We start from the raw sequence: 19,491 nt of genomic DNA, 5'->3' as shown, positions 1-19,491 counted from the left end.
TGCAAAAAACACCTCCAAGTTATATCCATATCTTACGACATGGTTTCATTTTCTTGAAGGTGTTTTAATTTGTCTCACGTTACGGGGTCAGTCCCTCAATGTTCCATACATAGTTTGGGTTTTTATTAATTCATATTGGGTTCATATTTGTGTGTTAACCTCATCTTGATGTATTATGAATGGTGCTTAAAATGTCCTAACGCTTGCCCCATTTTAACCTTAGTACCAATTTCTACATTGGGAGATACCTCAAAGGTATCATTTTCAGTTAGAAGCACTACGGTGGAGCCAAATTCAAAATATGCGAAATCGTCACCTAGCTTCCACTCCATCGCATCTGGAACAGAATATTTAATACTGCTGACATTCATAGCGCCTACCTTAACGACCGCAACCTCGCCACCAGCATGTTCAATATACGTTATCAGCCGTTCATTGCGACTAAGTACCTGACGCATATTTCTCATGCCATGATCGTTAACAGGATACACCTTCCCTTTAACGTGTTCAAATTCAAGCTTTTTGCCTGCTACAGGTGTATGAATACGATGATAGTCTGTAGGGCTTAAATATAATACAAAAAAGTACCCATGGCGGTAGGTCTCCGCACGGGGGGAATGATGAAGTATCTCATCAAGAGAATAGTCTTGACCTTTTACATTAAGTATCGTACCAGCATCAATTTTTCCCATTGCCGTAATAAGCGAGTCCACTGGACTAACCATCACGTCTGCTTCAGTAGAAATCGGGCGTTGCCCTGGCTTTAATTTGCGTGTGAAAAATTCATTTAAGGTTGCGTATTCTTTTAATTCCTTCTCTGCTTCTTCAATTGGAATACCATAAGCCTTCGCAAATTTTGGAATAATGAGGCGGCTTAGTTTAGAATGGGAGAACTTGCCTGTGAGCGAGGCAATCCATTTCCTTGAAGATAATTCTGTCATCCAATTCATCCATTTCGAACTCAAGTGTAAACCTCCTGCGTAAACATACTTCCTACTAACAAAATTTACATTACTTTTGCTTATATTGACATAGTTTAAGGATTAAATCAATATCAAAACTGTTACCTGTTCATACGGGGTTGTTTCTTACCCAAAAATAAAAGGGACAATTCAGTCCACTAGTGCAAATGCTCCAGTTTTTTGAAGTCCCTTTTCATATTGATTTATACAGTGTTTTGATCAAGTAAATACTTTGCAAAAGCCATCGGCTGACGATAGGTTTCCTTCCAAGTTTCTGATAAACCTGCCTTACGGAAGCCGTAACGCTGATCTCTACCATTACATTCAATAAAAAATGGACGTCCATCTTTCGTTAAACCGATATCAAGTCCTAAATCACCTAAAAGTGGTAGCTTAGATGAAAGATGTGTAGCGATGCCTAGTGCTAAAGTACTGACATGCGTAAGGGAAATCAACATTTGTTCGGGTGGCATCAACTGACTTAAAACATACTCAGCGGGAAAAGCCTCTCCACCTTTAGCCACATTTGAAATAAAGCTACCTTGTGGTGCAGCTTTGGCAAATAAGCCCGTTATGCCCCAATCCCCTGTTAAGCCACGTTGTACAGTGACACGTAAATCGATACAGCGATTCTCATATTCAATGAGTGGGATGCGCTCTTGAATTAAATAGGGGGTTGCACTTAGATGACGTTGAACCCATTTAGGTAATTGACCTCCCTGAAGCTTGATTGTTCTAAGACGCCGATGAGACGTATACATAAATAACCAGCCTTTAGGTTCACGTCGCAAACGCATAATCCCTTGACCAACAGAACCACGCACAGGCTTTAAAATAAGGTCAGAAAAACGTGCCATCATAATTTTTATGGAATAGGGTGTAGCAGAAGCGGCATTAGGAACATAATCACGGAGATGAGGGGCACTCCAGACCAAACGATGAATAATATCTTTGCCGTAACGATTGTTCATATTAAATAGTTTAGTTCCATTTGCACTAAGCCTTTTTAATTTTAGGTGTGCAGAATGATTATTATATAATGCTCTATTATGGATTACCTTTGGGATTTCAATCATCTGTTTTACATACTCTCTACCGTTCCCCACGTAAGCAACGACAATATTTCTCTTTATATCAATATCTCCTAGCTTAAAAAAACAAGGAGTCAATTCATATTCTTTTGCCATTTCCTCATAGTTGGATAAAGATTCTTGACCTGTTTTTCGAGTTGGAATGCCTCGGCACATGCTGGAATTTAGGAGAATACCTACATGCTGTTGCCCCATCACTCCTCCCTCCTTCGTGTTGTGGCTTATATGTCTTACTTCAATTTATGTGATGAAGGCATAAAAGCGTGGACGACTGTTCGTAAGTCAACAGCCTGTTTTAGCGGGAGGGGAGGCAATGACCTATGAAAAAATATGCTTTATAAGCGCAGACAAGAAGAAAATTAGTGGTTAAAGGCAACAAGACGCTCAGACAGAGTGTTGCTCCGCTCGCTGTTAAAACAGTATTCCTCTTCATTAAATAAGTTAAGGTTGGAATTCTGTTTTAAATGCGACCACGTTGTTGCTCCACAATCCCTCAGCCCTCGCTTAGTGTTTCTATTAGAAGGGTAACCACTAATTTCAGTTAGGCTTCGCTGTATTTCAGATTCATTTTTCATAAATCATTGCCTAATAATATAAGTATAGAGGATAAGGCATTCACCTTTATGAAAGAAGTTTCGTATATTTAAAATAGGCTTATTTTAACGAAATAGGTAAAAGGGGATTGTGGATATGGTACAGGGGCAAGGGAATGGGCAGGGACAGGGTCGTAAGGTGGCAGTAATTACCCCAGGATCGTTTGTCATTCCATCAGGGCGAAGTAGCTCAGTTGAACGTGTAATTGAAAAGATGGTTCCTTTAGTCGCTGATCAATTACAAATTCATATTTTAGGCAGGGGAGAAGGGCACGGGGAAACACAAATATTACTTGGTGGTGTACCATGTTATCGCTTGCCAGGTGGAAAAGCTTATGAAGGGGCAATCCTACGTCATTTACGCATTTGGCGCCCAGAGGTGGTTGATGTGCATAATAGACCACTTATTGCGTATCATTTAAAGCTCAGACTTCCCTTTACTACCGTATTTTTAACACTACATTCAACTACGTTTATTTCTAGCACGTATTGCCCAGAGCATTGTACGCTTAGGATGCTTAATCAGGTGGACGGTATTATTGTGAACAGCCAATATTTAAAAGAAGAACTGCTGCGGCGTTTTCCTGGCTTACAGGTATCTATACATGTTAATCCACTTGGCGTGAGTATGGAGGATTTTATACCTAGGTGGACACCTCAAGGAGAGGCTTTACGTCAAGCTAGAATGCTCGATTTAGGGATACAAGACAAAAAGATTATTTTATTTGTAGGTAGATTAATTCCATCCAAAGGGGTTCATCATATCATTTATGCATTTGAGGAAATACTAGCGCGTCAGCCAGATGCGATGTTGCTTATCATCGGAAGTGCGCTTTATGGGAATGACCGAGAAAGCAGATATGTGAAACGTTTAAAGAAGATGGCGCATAAACACAAGGAGCGTATTATGTTTTTGCCGTTTATTTCATATCCTAAAATTGCAGATTGGTACAATGTAGCAGATGTCGTTGTTGTTCCTTCAAGCGAAGAAGAAGCATTTGGCTTAGTCAATGTTGAGGCGATGGCAACGGCGGTTCCAGTTATAGCGACACAGTCAGGGGGAATCCCTGAAATTGTAGAGGATGGGAAGTCTGGGAGATTATTGCCACTCAATACGATCCCTGCTTCATTTGTTCCAGTTATTACTGAGCTTCTCGCGGATCAGGATAAATTAAAAGAAATGGGAAAGGCCGGACGGGAACGAGTACGCAAAAATTTCCGCTGGCAGCATACAGCTTCGAGGTGGCTATCCTTGATGAATACAAGTGATTATAATAAAGAAAAGGAACTTATAGATCAATGTAGGAGATAGAGAGGTAACGATAATGGATATTAAACAAATGAGACAACATCGGCAATTTCCCGATAATATTGGTCATGAGACAGCGAGAGCAACGTTTGAACGAGATTATTCACGTTTAATTCATTCCCCTACCTTTCGGAGACTACAAGGAAAATCACAAATCTTTGGTGCGGGCACTGGAGATTATTACCGTACGCGTCTGACGCATTCTTTAGAGGTGGCACAAATTGCACGAGAAGCAGCAAGAAGTTTATTACGAAAATATCCTGAGCTTCATTCTGATGAGGCCGATCATCCTGGCTTAATCATTGACCCTGAAGTGGTGGAATGTGCAGCGATTTCTCATGATTTTGGTCACCCCCCATTTGGTCATAAAGGTGAAGAGGTGCTGCAAGGTATTTTATCTAAACTGATTGATGAAAAGGTGCAGGCCGCTTTACGAGCTCTTCCGCATTATACTGCCGCAGATGTACAGCAGATTAGAAATGAAGTAGAACGCAAATATGAGCACTTTGAAGGTAATGCTCACAATTTCCGCTTGATGATGTTCCTAGAGAAGCGTGAAAATATTGACGGGCTTAATTTATCCGATGCCGTCTTACTTGGAACCAATAAATATCCTTTTCCCGGGACTGAAAATAAAAAGGGACTATACCAGCATGAATGGGGATACATTTCCCACATTCGGGACAATTGGTCTATCCCCTATGGCAAAAAGACGCTGGAAGCACAGCTTATGGATCTATGTGATGATATCGCTTATTCCTCTCATGACCTTGAGGATGGAATTAAGGCGGGTAAAATTCAAGTCAATGAAACCTTTATGCATGAGGTGTCCAACATAAATCTGATTATACAAAAGATTGAAACGCTAGAGGATCAGGTATGGCGCAATTGGAGTAGGGAAGCGATTCGCAACAAAGTAGATGAAGTTTTAACTGAATTTTTGCAGGTGTGGAAGGATAAGTACGCTATATGTGGTCAAGATATTTCGCGGACAAGACGTGAGGTAAAGGCGTATTGGGTTAGCTTGTTTGTGACGCACTTAGGATGTATAACCGAAGGGGATTGGAAAAAGGTTACCTTTGTTACAGAGCCTACATCAGATCGTATCCTTACCGAAGTCGATGAGGATGAGGATATGCTTCGTACAGTGAGTGTACTTAAAAGCTTTGCATGGGTGACGATGGTGTCTGACTTACGGGTACAACGTCTCCAGAAACGAAGTGCTTGGATTATTACCCGTTTATGGGATGCATTTATTGATTCCGATACCTCCTTGGCTATTATTCCAAGTGATTGGCTACAACGATTTGAAGAGGATCAACGTAAAGTGACGCCACTGTGGACATGGGAGCATATGATTGTTGATTACATTGCAGGGATGACCGATGCGTATGCGGAGAAGGTATACAATGAGCTATACGGACTAAAGGTTGGCTCAATTTACGACCTAGAGTAATTAAAATTAAGCTGATGTGCTCAAAATAAGACACGAGGGGATGCTATTGGCACCCCTTTTTATTTTGGGAAGCGAAGGTCAGTAGGTTTGCATTGTTTCAGTTGTTTAAAAACTCTGTTAAAGGTTCTGACATTTGTAAAGCCACACTCTAATGCAATTTCTAGCATCGTTTGCTGTGTAGACATAATCATTTCCTCTGCTTTATCTATCCGCAAACGGTTGAGATAGGACGTATAGCTCATCCCCGTAATATTTTTAAAAAAGCGTGAAAAATGAAATAAGCTCATTTTTGCTTGCTTTGCAGCCTCCTCTAGCTTTACCCCATTCATATAGTTTGTTTCTAAGTAGTCTAATACCTCCTGCATAATTTTCATGTTTAAAATACGTCGATTATCCCCGCTTAGGTCAATTTGTCTGGAAGGGATATGTCGTAATAAAAGTCCACATAACGTATGAATCATTCCCACAGTTACATTTTCATAATATGGCTCCTTTTTGTCGACTTCCTGCTTCATTTTTAGGATAAGCTCTGTGATTTCCTGGCGGTGCTGAGGCAAAGCAACAAACTGCTCGTTGGTAGCATGATTCGCATCATTTATATCCATAAATGGCGACACAAATCTACTTTGTGGAGGCCAACTTCCTGTACACCCGATCAGCGAAGGATGAAAAATAATAAGTATCATCGTGGAGGTACTGCTGTGGCTATCATAATAATGAATATCTCCACTGCTACATATTGCGATGTCGCCAGCATGAAGTAACCGAGATTCTGAATTGATTCCAATACGGATGGAGCCTTCACATACATAAATAACCTCAACATCAGTATGCCAATGTGCGAGAAAATTGAAATTTTCGAATTGAGAAACATAAAAAGGCTGCTTGGAGGAATATAAGCGATTTTCATGGTAAGCACGCATTATAATCTAATCTCCTTTAGTGGGATTAATTTAATATAATCAAAGTAATTAACAGTACAATAGCAAAAAATGTCCATATAAACAAGTGGAATGACGAGATTTAAACTAGGCACTCTACTACAATTTAAATTAAGTTGAAACATTAGAATTTATACAAATCAAAAAGTTGGATCACTATAAAAGAAGATTAGGAGTGTAATGAAAATGTCGTTAAAAGCATTGATCGTGCAAGGTGGATGGGATGGTCACCAGCCTAAGGAAGTATCGGAGATTTTTGCTGATATATTAAGGAAAGAACAGTTTGAAGTAGAGATTTCTGACACACTAGATGCCTTTTGTGATAAAGAAAAGCTAATGGGCTTAAATTTAATTGTTCCATTATGGACGATGGGCGAAATTAAGAATGAGCAGCTTGAGCCTGTGCTAGAGGCTGTACAATCTGGCGTTGGCTTAGCAGGCTGTCATGGAGGAATGTGTGATTCGTTTCGTCAAAGTGTAGAATGGCAATTTATGACTGGTTCACAATGGGTGGCACATCCTTTTAATGATGGTGTGGAATATGAAGTCAACATTTTGAAAACAAGCTCAAGCCCAATTACAGAAGGAATGAATGATTTCATGATTACCTCTGAACAATATTATTTGCATGTTGATCCCGCAGTGGATGTCCTTGCTACAACTACATTTGCAATCAGCGAAGGCCCACATTCTGCTAATGGCATTATTCATATGCCGGTTGTTTATACGAAGCGCTGGGGTAAAGGCAAGGTGTTTTATAATTCGCTTGGTCACCAAGCTAATATTTTTGATGTGCCAGAGGCAAAAGAGCTTATGCGTCGTGGTTTTTTATGGGCGGCAAAATAAATGTGAGCTAGAAATTTAATAGACTACTATAAACTGGAGGGCGAGTCATGATTAAGGTTGGTATTATTGGCTGCGGAAGTATTAGTGATATTTATTTGCAAAATTTAACCCATATGTTTAGAAATGTGGAAGTATATGCAGTTGCTGATCTAATTGAGGATCGTGCCATTGAGGCGGCAAACAAATATAATGTTCCGCATGTGATGACGACGGAGGATTTATTATCTTCCCCAGATATTGGAATCGTGGTGAATCTAACTACACCGCAAGAGCACTTTCATTTATGTAAGCAAGCACTTTTAAATGGCAAACATATTTATGTGGAAAAGCCACTTTCCTTATCAACTGAACAAGGGGATGAGCTCGTTGCATTGGCTGCTGAGAAGCAACTACTGTTAGGCAGTGCACCAGACACCTTTTTAGGAGCAGGAATCCAGACGTGTCGCAAGCTGATTGATGATGGTTATATTGGTAAGCCTGTTGCTGCAACCGCTTTTATGGTCTGTCATGGACATGAAAGCTGGCACCCTGATCCAGAGTTTTACTATCAGCATGGTGGGGGACCAATGTTAGATATGGGACCGTATTACTTAACTGCCTTAGTGACCTTGCTTGGTCCTGCAGCTACAGTGTGTGGGATGACAGGGGCTGCCTTTAAGGAACGAAAAATTACGAGTGACAAAAAGTTTGGGCAGATCATTCCCGTTGAGGTTGCCACACATGTAGCAGGGAATATTGAATTCCAAAGTGGTGCAATCGCTTCCATTATTACAAGCTTTGATGTTTGGAGCAGTACCTTGCCGCGCATTGAAATTTATGGCGAGACAGGTACGCTGATTGTCCCTGATCCTAATACATTTGGTGGCCCTATTATGTATCGACCTGCTGGTGCAGAAGAATTTAAAGAGTTCCCACTTGTGTATAGCTATGGCGAAAACAGTAGAGGCATTGGCGTAGCCGATATGGCGTATTGCATAGAGCAGGGTGGGAAGCCTAGAGCGAACGGCGAGCTAGCCAACCATGTATTAGAAATGATGCATGCGTTCCAGACTAGCTCAGATACCAAACAGTATGTCACTTTAAAAACAAGCTGTGATCAGCCTAAGCCAGTAGCAATGGGTTTGACACAAGGTGAGTTTAGGAATTAAACAAATTAAGGAATAGCAAATTTAAATGCACTAGATTAAAAAGGGATAAATAAAATAAGATGAAAAAAAGAAGTGAGGGGCTTTGATGCGCCTGCACTTCTTTTTAGTATCTTTCTAAGCTAATTGATAAATAGGCTTGATCTACATTAGCAATGTTTTCGTTAAGCTGCAGGCCTTCAATATAGATAGAATTTAGGTTCGTAGAGGGAAGGTTTTGGATTTCGAGTTTGTTTTTTGTATATATAGCTACGGGAATTAAAATGACGACAATAATGATGATGAAATATTTAAATTTTTTATTGCTATGTAATGGGCGAATAACGTTCTCTTCCTTTCTAACTTGTTCTTATTTCTACATAAACTACATACTAGTGGCTCAATCTTGAAATCATTATTTGACAGCCAACCCAAACTAGCGAAGAGACAGAGAGATTCTGAAGGTTGTCCTCTTAAAATCAAATTCCACCAATAAAAATACTTCAATAAAAGGAATATGATTTTAACAACAACCGCAAGAACGCTCTGGATCGTAGCTACCACCTTCCATGCGTTGGCAAGTACTGATTTTTTCTAGTTCTATTATAATAGTAATTCTTCAAAACATTGACACTACCTTCCTATATCTTTTATAATCAAGCTATTGCATTTTGTGATAATGATTATCATTACTAAGAAAACTAAATATAGGGAGAGCTTACCTTACGATGAAAAAGAAATTGAATTTAAGTATGTTGCTGTTGCTTATGATGGTTGTCATCATTAGTGCATGTGGAAATAATGCTACAAAAAGTAATCAATCAGCAGGTGAAACTAAACCCTCGGTTTCTGAGGAAAAGTCTGAAGAGACTGTAACTTATCAATCTGAAAATGGTCCTGTTAAAGTTCCTGCGCAGCCTACTAGAATAGTTGCTTTATCTAGTGCGCCTAATGTTTTGTCCTTAAATGGAACGGTCGTTGGTGTAGATCAATGGACAGCTGGTAGTCCTCTTTTTAGTGATAAATTAAAGGATGTAGCGATTGTATCTGCAGATGATCCAGAGGGTGTTGCAGCTCAAAGTCCCGATCTTATCATTGTAGGAGCAGAGAGCAAAAATATAGACCAGCTACAGAAAATTGCTCCAACCGTTGTGTATACATGGGGAAAGCTAAACTACTTAGATCAGCAGGTTGAGATTGGTAAGCTATTAAATAAAGAAGCCGAAGCTAAGCAATGGGTTGAGGATTTTTCTAAGAAAGCAGCCGAAGTTGGCAACAAGATAAAGGCTAAATACGGAGATTCAATGACTGTATCTGTCATTGAATTAAGTGGTAAAGATGTTTATGTGATGGGCGATCATTGGGCGCGTGGTACTGAGATTTTGTTTCAGGCAATGAAGCTTAACATGCCAGAAAAAGCAAAAGAAGAAACGATGAAACAGGGATATAATACGTTGTCACTTGAGGTTTTACCTCAATATGTAGGTGATTTTGTTGTAGTTAGTAGAGATATTGCAGCGGATAATGAAATTATGAAGTCAACAATATGGAGTAAAATTCCTGCTGTTCAAAATAAACATGTGATCGAAATTGATACCAAAGCATCCTCCTATAGTGATCCAACTACACTAGAATACTTGCTTAATATTTTTGAAGAAGGGTTTCTAGGAAGTGCGAAGTAAAGGTGTGTCTGAGAACTAGTTCAGGGTTATCTGTTACCGCTATTAACTAAAAAGACTTGTTACATTAAATCAGTGAAATGATTAATGGACAAGTCTTTTTTAATGTTCTCATTTTAAAATTACCACCTTTTGCGCAGAAAATAGGATATATCGTAGGTAGATTATTGTACGTTTGCCGTTGCAACAGTAGGGATATGACATACACTGTGGTATATACGCTGACACATGATAGATCGGAGGTGTAGCATATCGTCAGAAAATCAAATATACAGGGACGGAAGCAAAGACGGTCACGATTAGTGTCTTCAAAAGCCCAAGGCCAAGGTATGATCATCAATCATCCTCAGCCAGTCGTCTCAATTATTATTCCTGTTATGAATGAAAAAAGGACATTAGCTAAAGTGTTACAGCAAGCAAGCAAGGTACATCGCTGTAGTGAGGTCATTGTCATTGATAATGGCTCTACTGATGGGACATCAAGGATTGCCGCCTCATGGGGGGCTAGGTTGATTTCCTTTGAAGCGCCACTTGGTCATGATGTGGGGAGAAGAGTGGGAGCTGAAATGGCAAAAGGAGAAGTGTTACTGTTTATTGATGGTGACATGGTTATTCCTGCGCTACATTTAAAGCATTTTGTGCAAGCGATATTGTCAGGTGTAGATGTTGCATTAAATGGATACCGAGGACCTACAGAACGGGAGCCTGTTCATCCTGTTATATTAGCAAAGCATGTATTAAATGCTAGCCTAGGACGTGCTGATTTGGAAGGTGCGTCGATGACGGCGATCCCTCATGCGATAAGCCGAAGAGCACTTCAAGTTATTGGGAGTAAAGCATTAGAAATTCCACCGCTAGCCATGACGATTGCTATTGATAAGGGGTTACATGTAAAGGCTGTGCATACTGTTGCCGTAGGAAGGAAAAACCCGACTAGATTTAAGCCTAAAAATACGGAGACGGTTGATCCGTTATCTTCATTAATTGTGGGTGACCATTTGGAGGCGCTACATTGGATTCATAACCAACGAGGGAGCCGTGGTGGTTATGAAGACCTTGGACGTAAGCGGGATCAGGTGAAGATATGAAGCAAGCAGCATATAAAAGAAGAAGAAGTCCAGCAAAAATAAGATCGTCCTCTCGGCCTTATTCTAAAAATAAAAACCTAAGACGCCATAGACGAAAAGGTACAAATGGTGAGTTATGGATTCACCACGCAAAAAAGGCAGGTTTTATGAGTGCTTCACAGGCAATGGCAGAAGGTACTGAGGTTTCATGTTCTCATATGCAGTTGTCTGCGATGCAATGGTTTAGCACACATGAACTACAACTATCCAAGCAAATTCAAAATCAATTTAAGCAAGTTGTCTCTTTGGCGCAAGCTTTTGGAGAGGGGTATGAGCTAGCCGCGAAGCTAAAAAGAGAGTTTCTTCCACTACCTGTACAGAAAACTTCCTCCGCTATTTTATGTGCTAGTAATGAGGAGCACACTTTGCCATTAGTCATTGCTCAGTTAAAAAGGTTACCACTTGATGAGATTATTGTGATTCTTAATGGCTGTCTTGATGATAGTTACAATATGATAGAACAAGATGAACGCATTATAATAGTCCACTACAAGGAGCGGCTTGGACATGATGTAGGTCGTTCAATTGGAGCTAAGCTTGCAACAGGAAATATTTTGCTTTTTTTAGATGGAGATTTAACGATAAAAGCAGAGCAGTTAGCGCTGTTTATGATTGCTGTAAACAATGGCATTGATGTTGCGCTTAATGATCTTAGCCCTTTTTTACCAAAGTTTGTTTTCCAAGATCATGTGACACGGATCAAATCATTTTTAAATATAACGTTAGGTAGAGGGGACTTAGGAGCAAGCTCCCTTACCGCTGTCCCTCATGCGATCTCAAGAAAAGCATTGAGTGAAATAGGGGTAACTTCACTTATGGTTCCACCTAAAGCCCAAGCCTTAGCGATGATGAAAAATTTGAGCGTCGCTAATGTAGCAAGTGTAGATGTAGTCAAGGGAAATCGTATGCGCGTGGGCAATATAGGGCATGGAAATGCGGTAGCGAGACTGATTATAGGTGACCATGTAGAGGCACTAAATGAGGTAATGAAGCTTGGGGGCATTCGGCTAAAAACTACTACCTTACCCCGTCATGAGCTAGCGAAGGTGAGGAATCAAGGATGAGTCAATTCGCACAAACCAGCATAATTATTCCAACATATAATGGTCTTAATCTGCTTACTTCCTGTATTGCATCGATTCGGCAGCATACACCTGAAGCAATTGAAATTATTGTCGTAGATAATGGTTCACAGGATCAGACCGTAGCGTATTGTATTTCAGAAGGGATTACTGTAATTTCGATCCCCTCAAATCAAGGCTTTCCGATTGCCTGTAATAAAGGTTTATCGATCGCTTCAGGGCAAAATTTACTTTTACTCAATAATGATGTTTTAGTGACACCAAGGTGGCTTACTAACATGCTCACTGCGTTAGAAAGTCATCCTCAAATCGGAATGGTAGGTCCCACATCCAATTATGTTAGTGGTAAACAACAAATAGGTGATAATTACAACAGCATAGCTGAATTTATGGATGCTGCCGAGCACAATAATCATTCCAATCCGCAGAGATGGGAGGAGACTAGGCGACTTGTTGGCATGTGCCTACTTTTTAAAAGAGAGGTGCTACAACGAATTGGAAATTTAGATGAGCGATTCTCCCCTGGTCATTATGAGGATGATGATTATTGTTATCGAGCTTGCTTGGAAGGATACAGATTACTCATTTGCCATGATACTCTAGTCTATCACGCAGGAAGTCAAAGCTTCCGTCGAGACCATCCTTCAGGGTGGCAGGATCTTATCGAACGTAATCGTGGGTTATTTATGGACAAATGGGGCGTGAATCCTTGGAATTTCATGTAGCATGAGGAAATGGGAGGGGAGTTTATGAAAGGGGTAATTTTGGCCGGCGGCACAGGAACCAGATTGTATCCTTTAACTCGCTTAATTAATAAGCATTTGCTTCCGGTAGGCAGCCACCCGATGGTGAGCTATGGAATAGAAAGGTTACGCCAAGCGGGAATAACAGAGATTCTCATCGTTATTGGTAAGCAGTCTGCTGGCTTATATACGGACTTTTTTGGAAGTGGAGAAAATTATGGTGTGGAATTAACCTTTCGTGTGCAAGAATCAGCAGGTGGGATTGCGGAGGCGTTAGAGTTAGCACGTGGTTTTATTTTTCCAGGAGAGAAATTTGTTGTTTTACTAGGGGATAACTTATTTTTGGATGATTTAACCCCTTATGTTGAGCAGTTTGAGGAACAGCCGGCAGGTAGTGCACGTATTTTACTCAAAGAGGTGGAGGACCCACGTCGATATGGGGTGCCTGTATTTGATGAACAAAACCCTAAGTTGATTAGCTATATTGAAGAAAAACCTAAAAAACCTAAATCAAACTACTCTGTCACAGGCATATACATGTATGACGATATGGTGTTTTCCTATATTAATATGATTCAGCGATCTGCTCGGGGAGAATTAGAGATTACAGATGTCAACAACCTATATGCCAACAAAGGACGCTTAGAATACAATATATTAAATCTATGGTGGGGAGATGCCGGAACATTGGAATCACTGTATGAGGCGGGGATACAAATGAGAGGGGTGCTGCCATGAAGCGGCTACTCGTGACAGGCGGCCTTGGCTTTATAGGCAGCCATTTTGTCGAATATATGCTACAACATCATTCGAATATACACATTGTTAATTTAGATGCAATGACCTATGCAGGGAACCCCGACAATTTAATGGCGATTACAAATGATGAGCGTTATCAATGGATAAAGGGAGATATTACTTCTTCATCCGATGTGGAGGCGGCCTTTGCAACAGAAATTGATGCTGTTGTGCATTTTGCGGCAGAATCCCATGTAGACCGCAGCATTGCAGATCCACAGGCATTTGCCAAAACAAATGTACTTGGCACGTTAATTTTGCTAGAAGCAGCGAAGAAGCATGGCGTCTCTAAATTTGTTCATGTCTCGACAGATGAAGTGTATGGTTCGTTAGGCAGCACAGGTTATTTTACCGAGTCGTCACCGCTTGCACCAAACAGTCCTTATGCGGCAAGTAAGGCAGGCTCCGATGTACTAGCACGCTCTTATTATGAAACGTATCAATTTCCAGTAGTCATTACACGCTGCTCCAACAACTATGGTCCACGCCAATTTCCCGAAAAACTGATACCTACCATTATTACAAAAGCTTTAGCTAACGAACCTATTCCGATTTATGGGGATGGGCGTAATGTGCGAGATTGGCTTCATGTGCAAGATCATTGTGCAGCTGTAGCTTTAGCTTTACAACACGGTGTACCTGGAGAAGTTTACAATGTAGGTGGGCATAACGAATGGAGTAATTTGAATTTAGCCTCGTTTATTTTGGAACTAATGAATAAGCCATATCACTTACTTCAATTTGTATCAGATCGTTTAGGTCACGACAGTCGCTATGCGATTGATCCAACAAAAACACAGCAAGAATTAGGCTGGAAACCTAGCATTTCCTTTGAAGCTGGGTTGGAGGATACAGTGAACTGGTATTTATCTGCTTCAACTTGGCTTGAACGTATTCATAGCGGTGAATATCACATTTTGTAATTATTGTTAAGGGAGGTCGTAGGATGGTTAGGCGGAGCAAAAAAAAATTTCAACAAAGGAAAACCCGCCTCACCCATAAATCCAGACGGGTTTTCAAAAAAAATAAGCGGGGGCGCTCTGCCCCTGTTACTTCCAAACAAACGATAACAACTTTACCAACAATTCCTACAGTTATTGATTCAACCGAACAGCGTCCTTTAACCGAGTCTAGCATAAACGAAGTGAATCAGGAGCCAAGTCTTCAATTGGAGCAGATGAATGCTGAGTTAAATGAAATCTATGCCAAAGCCTACGAAGAGGGATATTTCGAAGGTGGAGAAGCAAAGGTAGGAAATTTAATTCCTCAAGGTTATATTTTACCTGAATATACAGTGGATCATTTACTCGCTATTGCTTTTCAAACAGTACGTTCCTCCTTAGTTCCGTTGAATTCACCTACACACGTATATCATCAAATTAAATCGGCGATTGAGCAGCGACAGCCTTTCTCATTAGTCCGTTTAGGGGATGGGGAGCTACTCACATTAGCACATAATACGGTAATTAGTACCGATGAAGCGAAGCGTAGAGGAGCATTTCTACCTTATGCTGGGGTACAGCTCCCAGACGCTGAAGCATCAGCTATGCTGATTGAGGCGATTAAAAGGGCGGATTATATCGGAATTCCTGAATCTAGACATCCTTCCTATCAAGGCTTATTATTCCCAGTGCTAAAGCATGCTCAAATTGACTATCGAAAGCTTAAATTAACCTCATCTACGATCAACTATGCCTTAAATGAACAAGGCTTTCTTCACCCTATTTTGAGCAGTTGCTCATTATTGCTAATTGGAAATCAAGTGGAAGGACTATCGCATATATTAGCTAGACAAGGTTATCGTATTGCAGGCATGATCACACCAGTGAACGGAACACAGGATGTTGCTAGCATTGTAGAGCAGGCTTCTCATTTTGAATTTGACTTAGCATTTGTGTCTGCAGGTGTGGCAGCAGTAGCTATTTGTACAGGAATCGTTTCTAAAATGGGCAAGGTTGCATTGGATATGGGACATATGGCAAATAAGCTAGAAAGTGGTGAAATTGCATTGAAGTTTAGGTTAGGGGTGTAACAGATGATAAAGCGTAACAAGCCTGTTTCACATTCTGAAAATATGTTTCAGCTAGGATATCAAAAAGGATATCAAGAAGGCGTTAATCAAGGAAAACAATCATTTGGTACTTACTTTGAGGGCACAAGTATAATCATTCCAAGCTACAATCAAAAGGGGCTACTCCTGGAATGTATTGAAAGCATTGAAGCCTATACCGCTCCACCTTATGAAATTATTGTGATCGATAATGGATCGGAGGATGGAACTGCGGAACAATTGATTGGACGCCGAGGCACGATTCGTGTCGTAAAAAATGAACAAAATTTAGGCTTTGCTAGAGCGATTAATATTGGGCTTATGATGGCAAAGGGAAACTATATTGTACTTATGAACAATGATGTCCTTGTGACCGAGGGTTGGTTAGACCAGCTTTTAAACTGCTTAAATTCCAATACGATGATAGGAGCTGTAGGTCCTGTAACCAACTATATTAGTGGGGAACAGCAAATTGGGGTGCCATACGAGGATATCCAAGGTATGCGTGAATTTTCTATTGCATTTAATAAGACAGATGCTACGAAATGGAAAATATGCGATCGGCTTGTTGGATTTTGTATTTTAATGCCTAGGTCTACCTTTGAGGATGTAGGTTATTTGGATGAGGGTTATGAGATTGGTAACTTTGAAGACGATGATTGGATTTTACGACTCCGTTTTCAAGGTAAGCAAATGATGATTGCAGGGGATACCTTTGTGCATCATTATGGTAGCGTTACAATGAAGGGTTTAGGGCAACAAGGCTTTATTCAGGTGAACCAACGCAATGAGGACTTTTTTACCCAAAAGTGGGGGCGGGGTTTTGAATTGTTAGCCAATATGAAATTGAATATGAGATCTAATTCCCATTCGTTACGTTCAATCGATTTTTTTCCATCGCATGTTTTTATTAAAAGCTGGTCGGGTCGTATATATTGGTTAGCTAATGGGATCAAACACCCTGTACCTGATTCAATACAAATAGAACATGCAGCTGCAACACGTCTATCCGTCATTGAACTTTTAAACATCCCAACAGGACCCACATATAACCCTGCTGTTCATCAGCCGAATCAACAAGACTTAGAGGGTAGATTTATCTTCACCGCTGATGGTCATTACTATCAAATTGAAAATTCTCACTTAAGAGAATTTACATCCTCGTATGCATGTCAGCAATGGGGAGTATTGACGCAATGTATAGAAATGCACATTCCTGATCTACCACAAGGGTTACCTATTTTACCTCCACTTCGGCTGCAATCGCATGACCTTTAGCAACTTCTACACAACCAATAAGCATCACCTATACAACTCATATACAACCTATAAGCACCCTATAAATCACTAAATATATTGCCATGATACACAATGTAAACACCCGTCTTGCACGCCTGTGTAATAAGTAGCTTTGAGGTAACATGACACTCCTTAGGTGCATATGCTACTAAGAGGGAAAAGGAGTGAGAAGGATGGAGCAGAAGGTAACCGAAATCATTACGCATATGTCTCATTCACACACGCAAATGGCTAGAGTCATTCAGGCGGAGAGACAGGTTGCTGTCCGTATGTCGCAATTACTCCATGCTATTCCTGACGATATGCCTTCCTTTGATGGAACAGAGGGGGTTATGGAAAACGCTAGTCGTGTGAATAAAAGTGTCGTTTCCTATTTGAATGCAATTGCTGATCTTGAGGAAGCGATGGCAGAAAACTTAGGTTATGTCATCAAGGAATTAAGGGATTCCAATGAAGAGTAACTTGTTAGGTTCGGGGATGATACGATGAGTAGAGAACAGTCGTTTTTAAAAATGCTGGAAGCAACAGCTAATATTCAGTGGAATATCTCTATGATCCTAGAGGCTAAAGCGGTTGAGGCAGAGAAGCTTCGTAATTGGGTACTTAATCATGTTGTAGAAGAAAGCTTTGCCGATCATGAAAAACAATTATCCCATCCACTGGATGTCCATGAACAATTAATTGAAGTAATTGAAGGCTTAACCAAGCTACAAAGTGGGTTTAGCAGCAATCTTAAAACAATCCTTCCTGAAGAAGACGATGGGGAGGATGGCGGCGGCTTTGGTGATATGTTTGGTGGAATGGATTATGAGGGGTCAGACAAGTGAGCTACAGCCTAGTAGCTATGGAGGCCGCCAAACAAGACCTTATTCGTGCTATCGCCCGCAGTCAAACCGCAATGGCTCGTATTTTAGAGAGCTTGGCAGATGTGTCCACAGAATCGAGGGAAACAAGGGCACATCTTGCTAAGAATATCGCAACCTTAACTGAATATCAACGCACGATGGCACAGGCAGTCTGTGGTGTTTCCCTACATCGTGTATATTTTGGAACTCCTACATCGCCATGGATTACGAAGAAATGTTATCAAGCAAACGATATAACCCGAGGAGAGCACAGGAGGATAATCGATGATAACAAAAAAGGTTCGGTCCAGCCGTCCAACAAGAAGCAAAAAAAAGAGTAAAGCTACTCAACTAAAGAAAAAGAAGCTTACACTAAAACGACGTAAGTCTACACTGAAACGCAAAACAGGATTAAAGCGTCGTTTATACCCTAAAACAAAACGTTTAAGAAAACGTAAGCTTAGTAGAAAGCCAATTGTGCCGGTGGAGGAAGTATTACCTCCGTTTGATGGTGATCCGTCTGACGCTTACCAACAAGCTTATAATGAAGCCTACCAGCAGGGCTTTAACTCCGGCTTTAATCAGGGCTTTGAGGATGGACATAAGCTCACATATAAAGAACGCGTATAACAGATGGGCGTAAAAAACAAGTAAGAGAGACAAGTGTAAAGAGCACATGGAAAGTAAAAAATCTCAAGTTTTTTAGATGTATAAGTCTGAAAAACAAGAGATTTTTTTATTACACTTACTGTCCTGCTGTTTTTTAAAAATTCAGTGCAGAAAGAGCACGCCAATTTTTAATGGATGTTTAACTACCTGAATCGCTTAAGTGGAGTTATGAAGGAAGTGAACAAGCGTAGCGATGGGAATTCCCTTCAATTTAAAAATTCAGTGCAGAAGAGAGCACGCTAATTTTTAATGGATGTTTAACTACCCGAATCGCTTAAGTGGAGTTATGAAGGAAGTGACAAGCGTAGCGATGGGAATTTCCTTCAATTTAAAAATTTAGTGCAGAAGAGAGCACGCTAATTTTTAATGGATGTTTAACTACCTGAATCGCTTAAGTGGAGTTATGAAGGAAGTGACAAGCGTAGCGATGGGAATTTCCTTCAATTTAAAAATTTAGTGCAGAAGAGAGCACGCTAATTTTTAATGGATGTTTAACTACCTGAATCGCTTAAGTGGAGTTTTGAAGGAAGTGAACAAGCGTAGCGGTGGGAATTTCCTTCAATTTAAAAATTTAGTGCAGAAGAGGGCACGCTAATTTTTAATGGATGTTTAACTACCTGAATCGCTTAAGTGGAGTTATGAAGGAAGAGGACAAGCGTAGCGATGGGAATTCCCTTCAATTTAAAAATTTAGTGCAGAAGAGAGCACGCTAATTTTTAATAGATGTTTAACTACCTGAATCGCTTAAGTGGAGTTATGAAGGAAGAGGACAAGCGGAGCGGTCGCATTTAAAAAGTGGATTTCTCCCATTACATACAATCAATGAAATCCACTTTTAAGCGCGATGGGAACTTCCTTCAAAAACGGAACACCGCTT

Annotated in this window: 19 protein-coding genes; 16 read left to right on the top strand and 3 right to left on the bottom strand. The window is 40.4% G+C overall.

Annotated features, from left to right (window positions below; all coding sequences use genetic code 11):
* Positions 1–173: 173 nt before the first annotated feature.
* A complete protein-coding gene (asd, locus tag J2Z32_RS21945; RefSeq protein WP_210091344.1) occupies positions 174–965 on the bottom strand; it encodes an archaetidylserine decarboxylase in 792 nt (263 codons plus the stop codon).
* A gap of 200 nt (positions 966–1,165) precedes the next feature.
* Positions 1,166–2,248 carry a YheC/YheD family protein gene (locus J2Z32_RS21940; protein WP_210091343.1) on the bottom strand — a complete coding sequence of 361 codons (1,083 nt, stop codon included), beginning with the start codon at positions 2,246–2,248 and terminating at the stop codon, positions 1,166–1,168.
* Between the two features lie 495 nt (positions 2,249–2,743).
* On the opposite strand from J2Z32_RS21940, the gene J2Z32_RS21935 reads away from it, so the two are divergent.
* Positions 2,744–3,958, top strand: coding sequence for a glycosyltransferase family 4 protein (locus tag J2Z32_RS21935; RefSeq protein WP_210091342.1), 1,215 nt, complete (start codon positions 2,744–2,746; stop codon positions 3,956–3,958).
* A 13-nt stretch (positions 3,959–3,971) separates the two neighbouring features.
* Positions 3,972–5,411 (top strand): deoxyguanosinetriphosphate triphosphohydrolase family protein, encoded by a 1,440-nt coding sequence (locus tag J2Z32_RS21930; RefSeq protein ID WP_210091341.1) that lies wholly within the window; start codon positions 3,972–3,974, stop codon positions 5,409–5,411.
* Positions 5,412–5,470: 59 nt separating this feature from the next.
* Here the strand turns inward: J2Z32_RS21930 and J2Z32_RS21925 are convergent, their stop codons facing one another.
* A complete protein-coding gene (locus J2Z32_RS21925) occupies positions 5,471–6,334 on the bottom strand; it encodes an AraC family transcriptional regulator (RefSeq protein ID WP_210091340.1) in 864 nt (287 codons plus the stop codon).
* 204 nt (positions 6,335–6,538) lie between these two features.
* Here J2Z32_RS21925 and J2Z32_RS21920 point away from each other — a divergent pair, with 204 nt between their 5' ends.
* The 14 genes from J2Z32_RS21920 to J2Z32_RS21855 all read left to right on the top strand — a co-directional run bounded on the left by J2Z32_RS21920 (position 6,539) and on the right by J2Z32_RS21855 (position 18,575).
* Entirely contained in the window at positions 6,539–7,198 is a 660-nt protein-coding gene (locus tag J2Z32_RS21920; RefSeq protein WP_210091339.1) for a ThuA domain-containing protein, read from the top strand.
* Positions 7,199–7,245: 47 nt separating this feature from the next.
* Complete coding sequence (locus J2Z32_RS21915; protein WP_210091338.1) at positions 7,246–8,346, top strand: Gfo/Idh/MocA family protein; 1,101 nt, start codon at positions 7,246–7,248, stop codon at positions 8,344–8,346.
* A gap of 704 nt (positions 8,347–9,050) precedes the next feature.
* Positions 9,051–10,004 (top strand): ABC transporter substrate-binding protein, encoded by a 954-nt coding sequence (locus J2Z32_RS21910; RefSeq protein ID WP_210091337.1) that lies wholly within the window; start codon positions 9,051–9,053, stop codon positions 10,002–10,004.
* Between the two features lie 299 nt (positions 10,005–10,303).
* Positions 10,304–11,089, top strand: a complete 786-nt coding sequence (locus J2Z32_RS21905; RefSeq protein ID WP_342453989.1) for a glycosyltransferase family 2 protein — start codon at positions 10,304–10,306, stop codon at positions 11,087–11,089.
* A complete protein-coding gene (locus J2Z32_RS21900) occupies positions 11,086–12,192 on the top strand; it encodes a glycosyltransferase family 2 protein (RefSeq protein WP_245251702.1) in 1,107 nt (368 codons plus the stop codon). The genes J2Z32_RS21905 and J2Z32_RS21900 overlap by 4 nt, the downstream gene beginning before the upstream one ends.
* Positions 12,189–12,935 (top strand): glycosyltransferase family 2 protein, encoded by a 747-nt coding sequence (locus J2Z32_RS21895; RefSeq protein ID WP_210091336.1) that lies wholly within the window; start codon positions 12,189–12,191, stop codon positions 12,933–12,935. The genes J2Z32_RS21900 and J2Z32_RS21895 overlap by 4 nt, the downstream gene beginning before the upstream one ends.
* A gap of 24 nt (positions 12,936–12,959) precedes the next feature.
* Entirely contained in the window at positions 12,960–13,691 is a 732-nt protein-coding gene (locus J2Z32_RS21890) for a sugar phosphate nucleotidyltransferase (RefSeq protein WP_210091335.1), read from the top strand.
* Positions 13,688–14,674, top strand: a complete 987-nt coding sequence (gene rfbB, locus J2Z32_RS21885) for a dTDP-glucose 4,6-dehydratase (RefSeq protein WP_210091334.1) — start codon at positions 13,688–13,690, stop codon at positions 14,672–14,674. The genes J2Z32_RS21890 and rfbB overlap by 4 nt, the downstream gene beginning before the upstream one ends.
* A 23-nt stretch (positions 14,675–14,697) precedes the next feature.
* Positions 14,698–15,783 carry a GT-D fold domain-containing protein gene (locus J2Z32_RS21880; protein ID WP_245251701.1) on the top strand — a complete coding sequence of 362 codons (1,086 nt, stop codon included), beginning with the start codon at positions 14,698–14,700 and terminating at the stop codon, positions 15,781–15,783.
* Positions 15,784–15,786: 3 nt separating this feature from the next.
* Entirely contained in the window at positions 15,787–17,079 is a 1,293-nt protein-coding gene (locus J2Z32_RS21875) for a glycosyltransferase family 2 protein (RefSeq protein ID WP_245251700.1), read from the top strand.
* A 194-nt stretch (positions 17,080–17,273) separates the two neighbouring features.
* Positions 17,274–17,561 carry a nucleoside-diphosphate sugar epimerase gene (locus tag J2Z32_RS21870; RefSeq protein ID WP_210091333.1) on the top strand — a complete coding sequence of 96 codons (288 nt, stop codon included), beginning with the start codon at positions 17,274–17,276 and terminating at the stop codon, positions 17,559–17,561.
* A 24-nt stretch (positions 17,562–17,585) separates the two neighbouring features.
* Complete coding sequence (locus J2Z32_RS21865; protein ID WP_210091332.1) at positions 17,586–17,927, top strand: alpha-helical endospore appendage domain-containing protein; 342 nt, start codon at positions 17,586–17,588, stop codon at positions 17,925–17,927.
* Complete coding sequence (locus J2Z32_RS21860; RefSeq protein ID WP_210091331.1) at positions 17,924–18,286, top strand: hypothetical protein; 363 nt, start codon at positions 17,924–17,926, stop codon at positions 18,284–18,286. The genes J2Z32_RS21865 and J2Z32_RS21860 overlap by 4 nt, the downstream gene beginning before the upstream one ends.
* Entirely contained in the window at positions 18,231–18,575 is a 345-nt protein-coding gene (locus J2Z32_RS21855) for a hypothetical protein (RefSeq protein WP_210091330.1), read from the top strand. Before J2Z32_RS21860 ends, J2Z32_RS21855 begins: the two co-directional genes overlap by 56 nt.
* Positions 18,576–19,491 lie beyond the last annotated feature (916 nt).

It is taken from the genome of Paenibacillus turicensis (assembly GCF_017873435.1).
Classification (GTDB): domain Bacteria; phylum Bacillota; class Bacilli; order Paenibacillales; family Paenibacillaceae; genus Fontibacillus; species Fontibacillus turicensis.
This window is presented reverse-complemented; position numbering and strand designations above follow the sequence as displayed.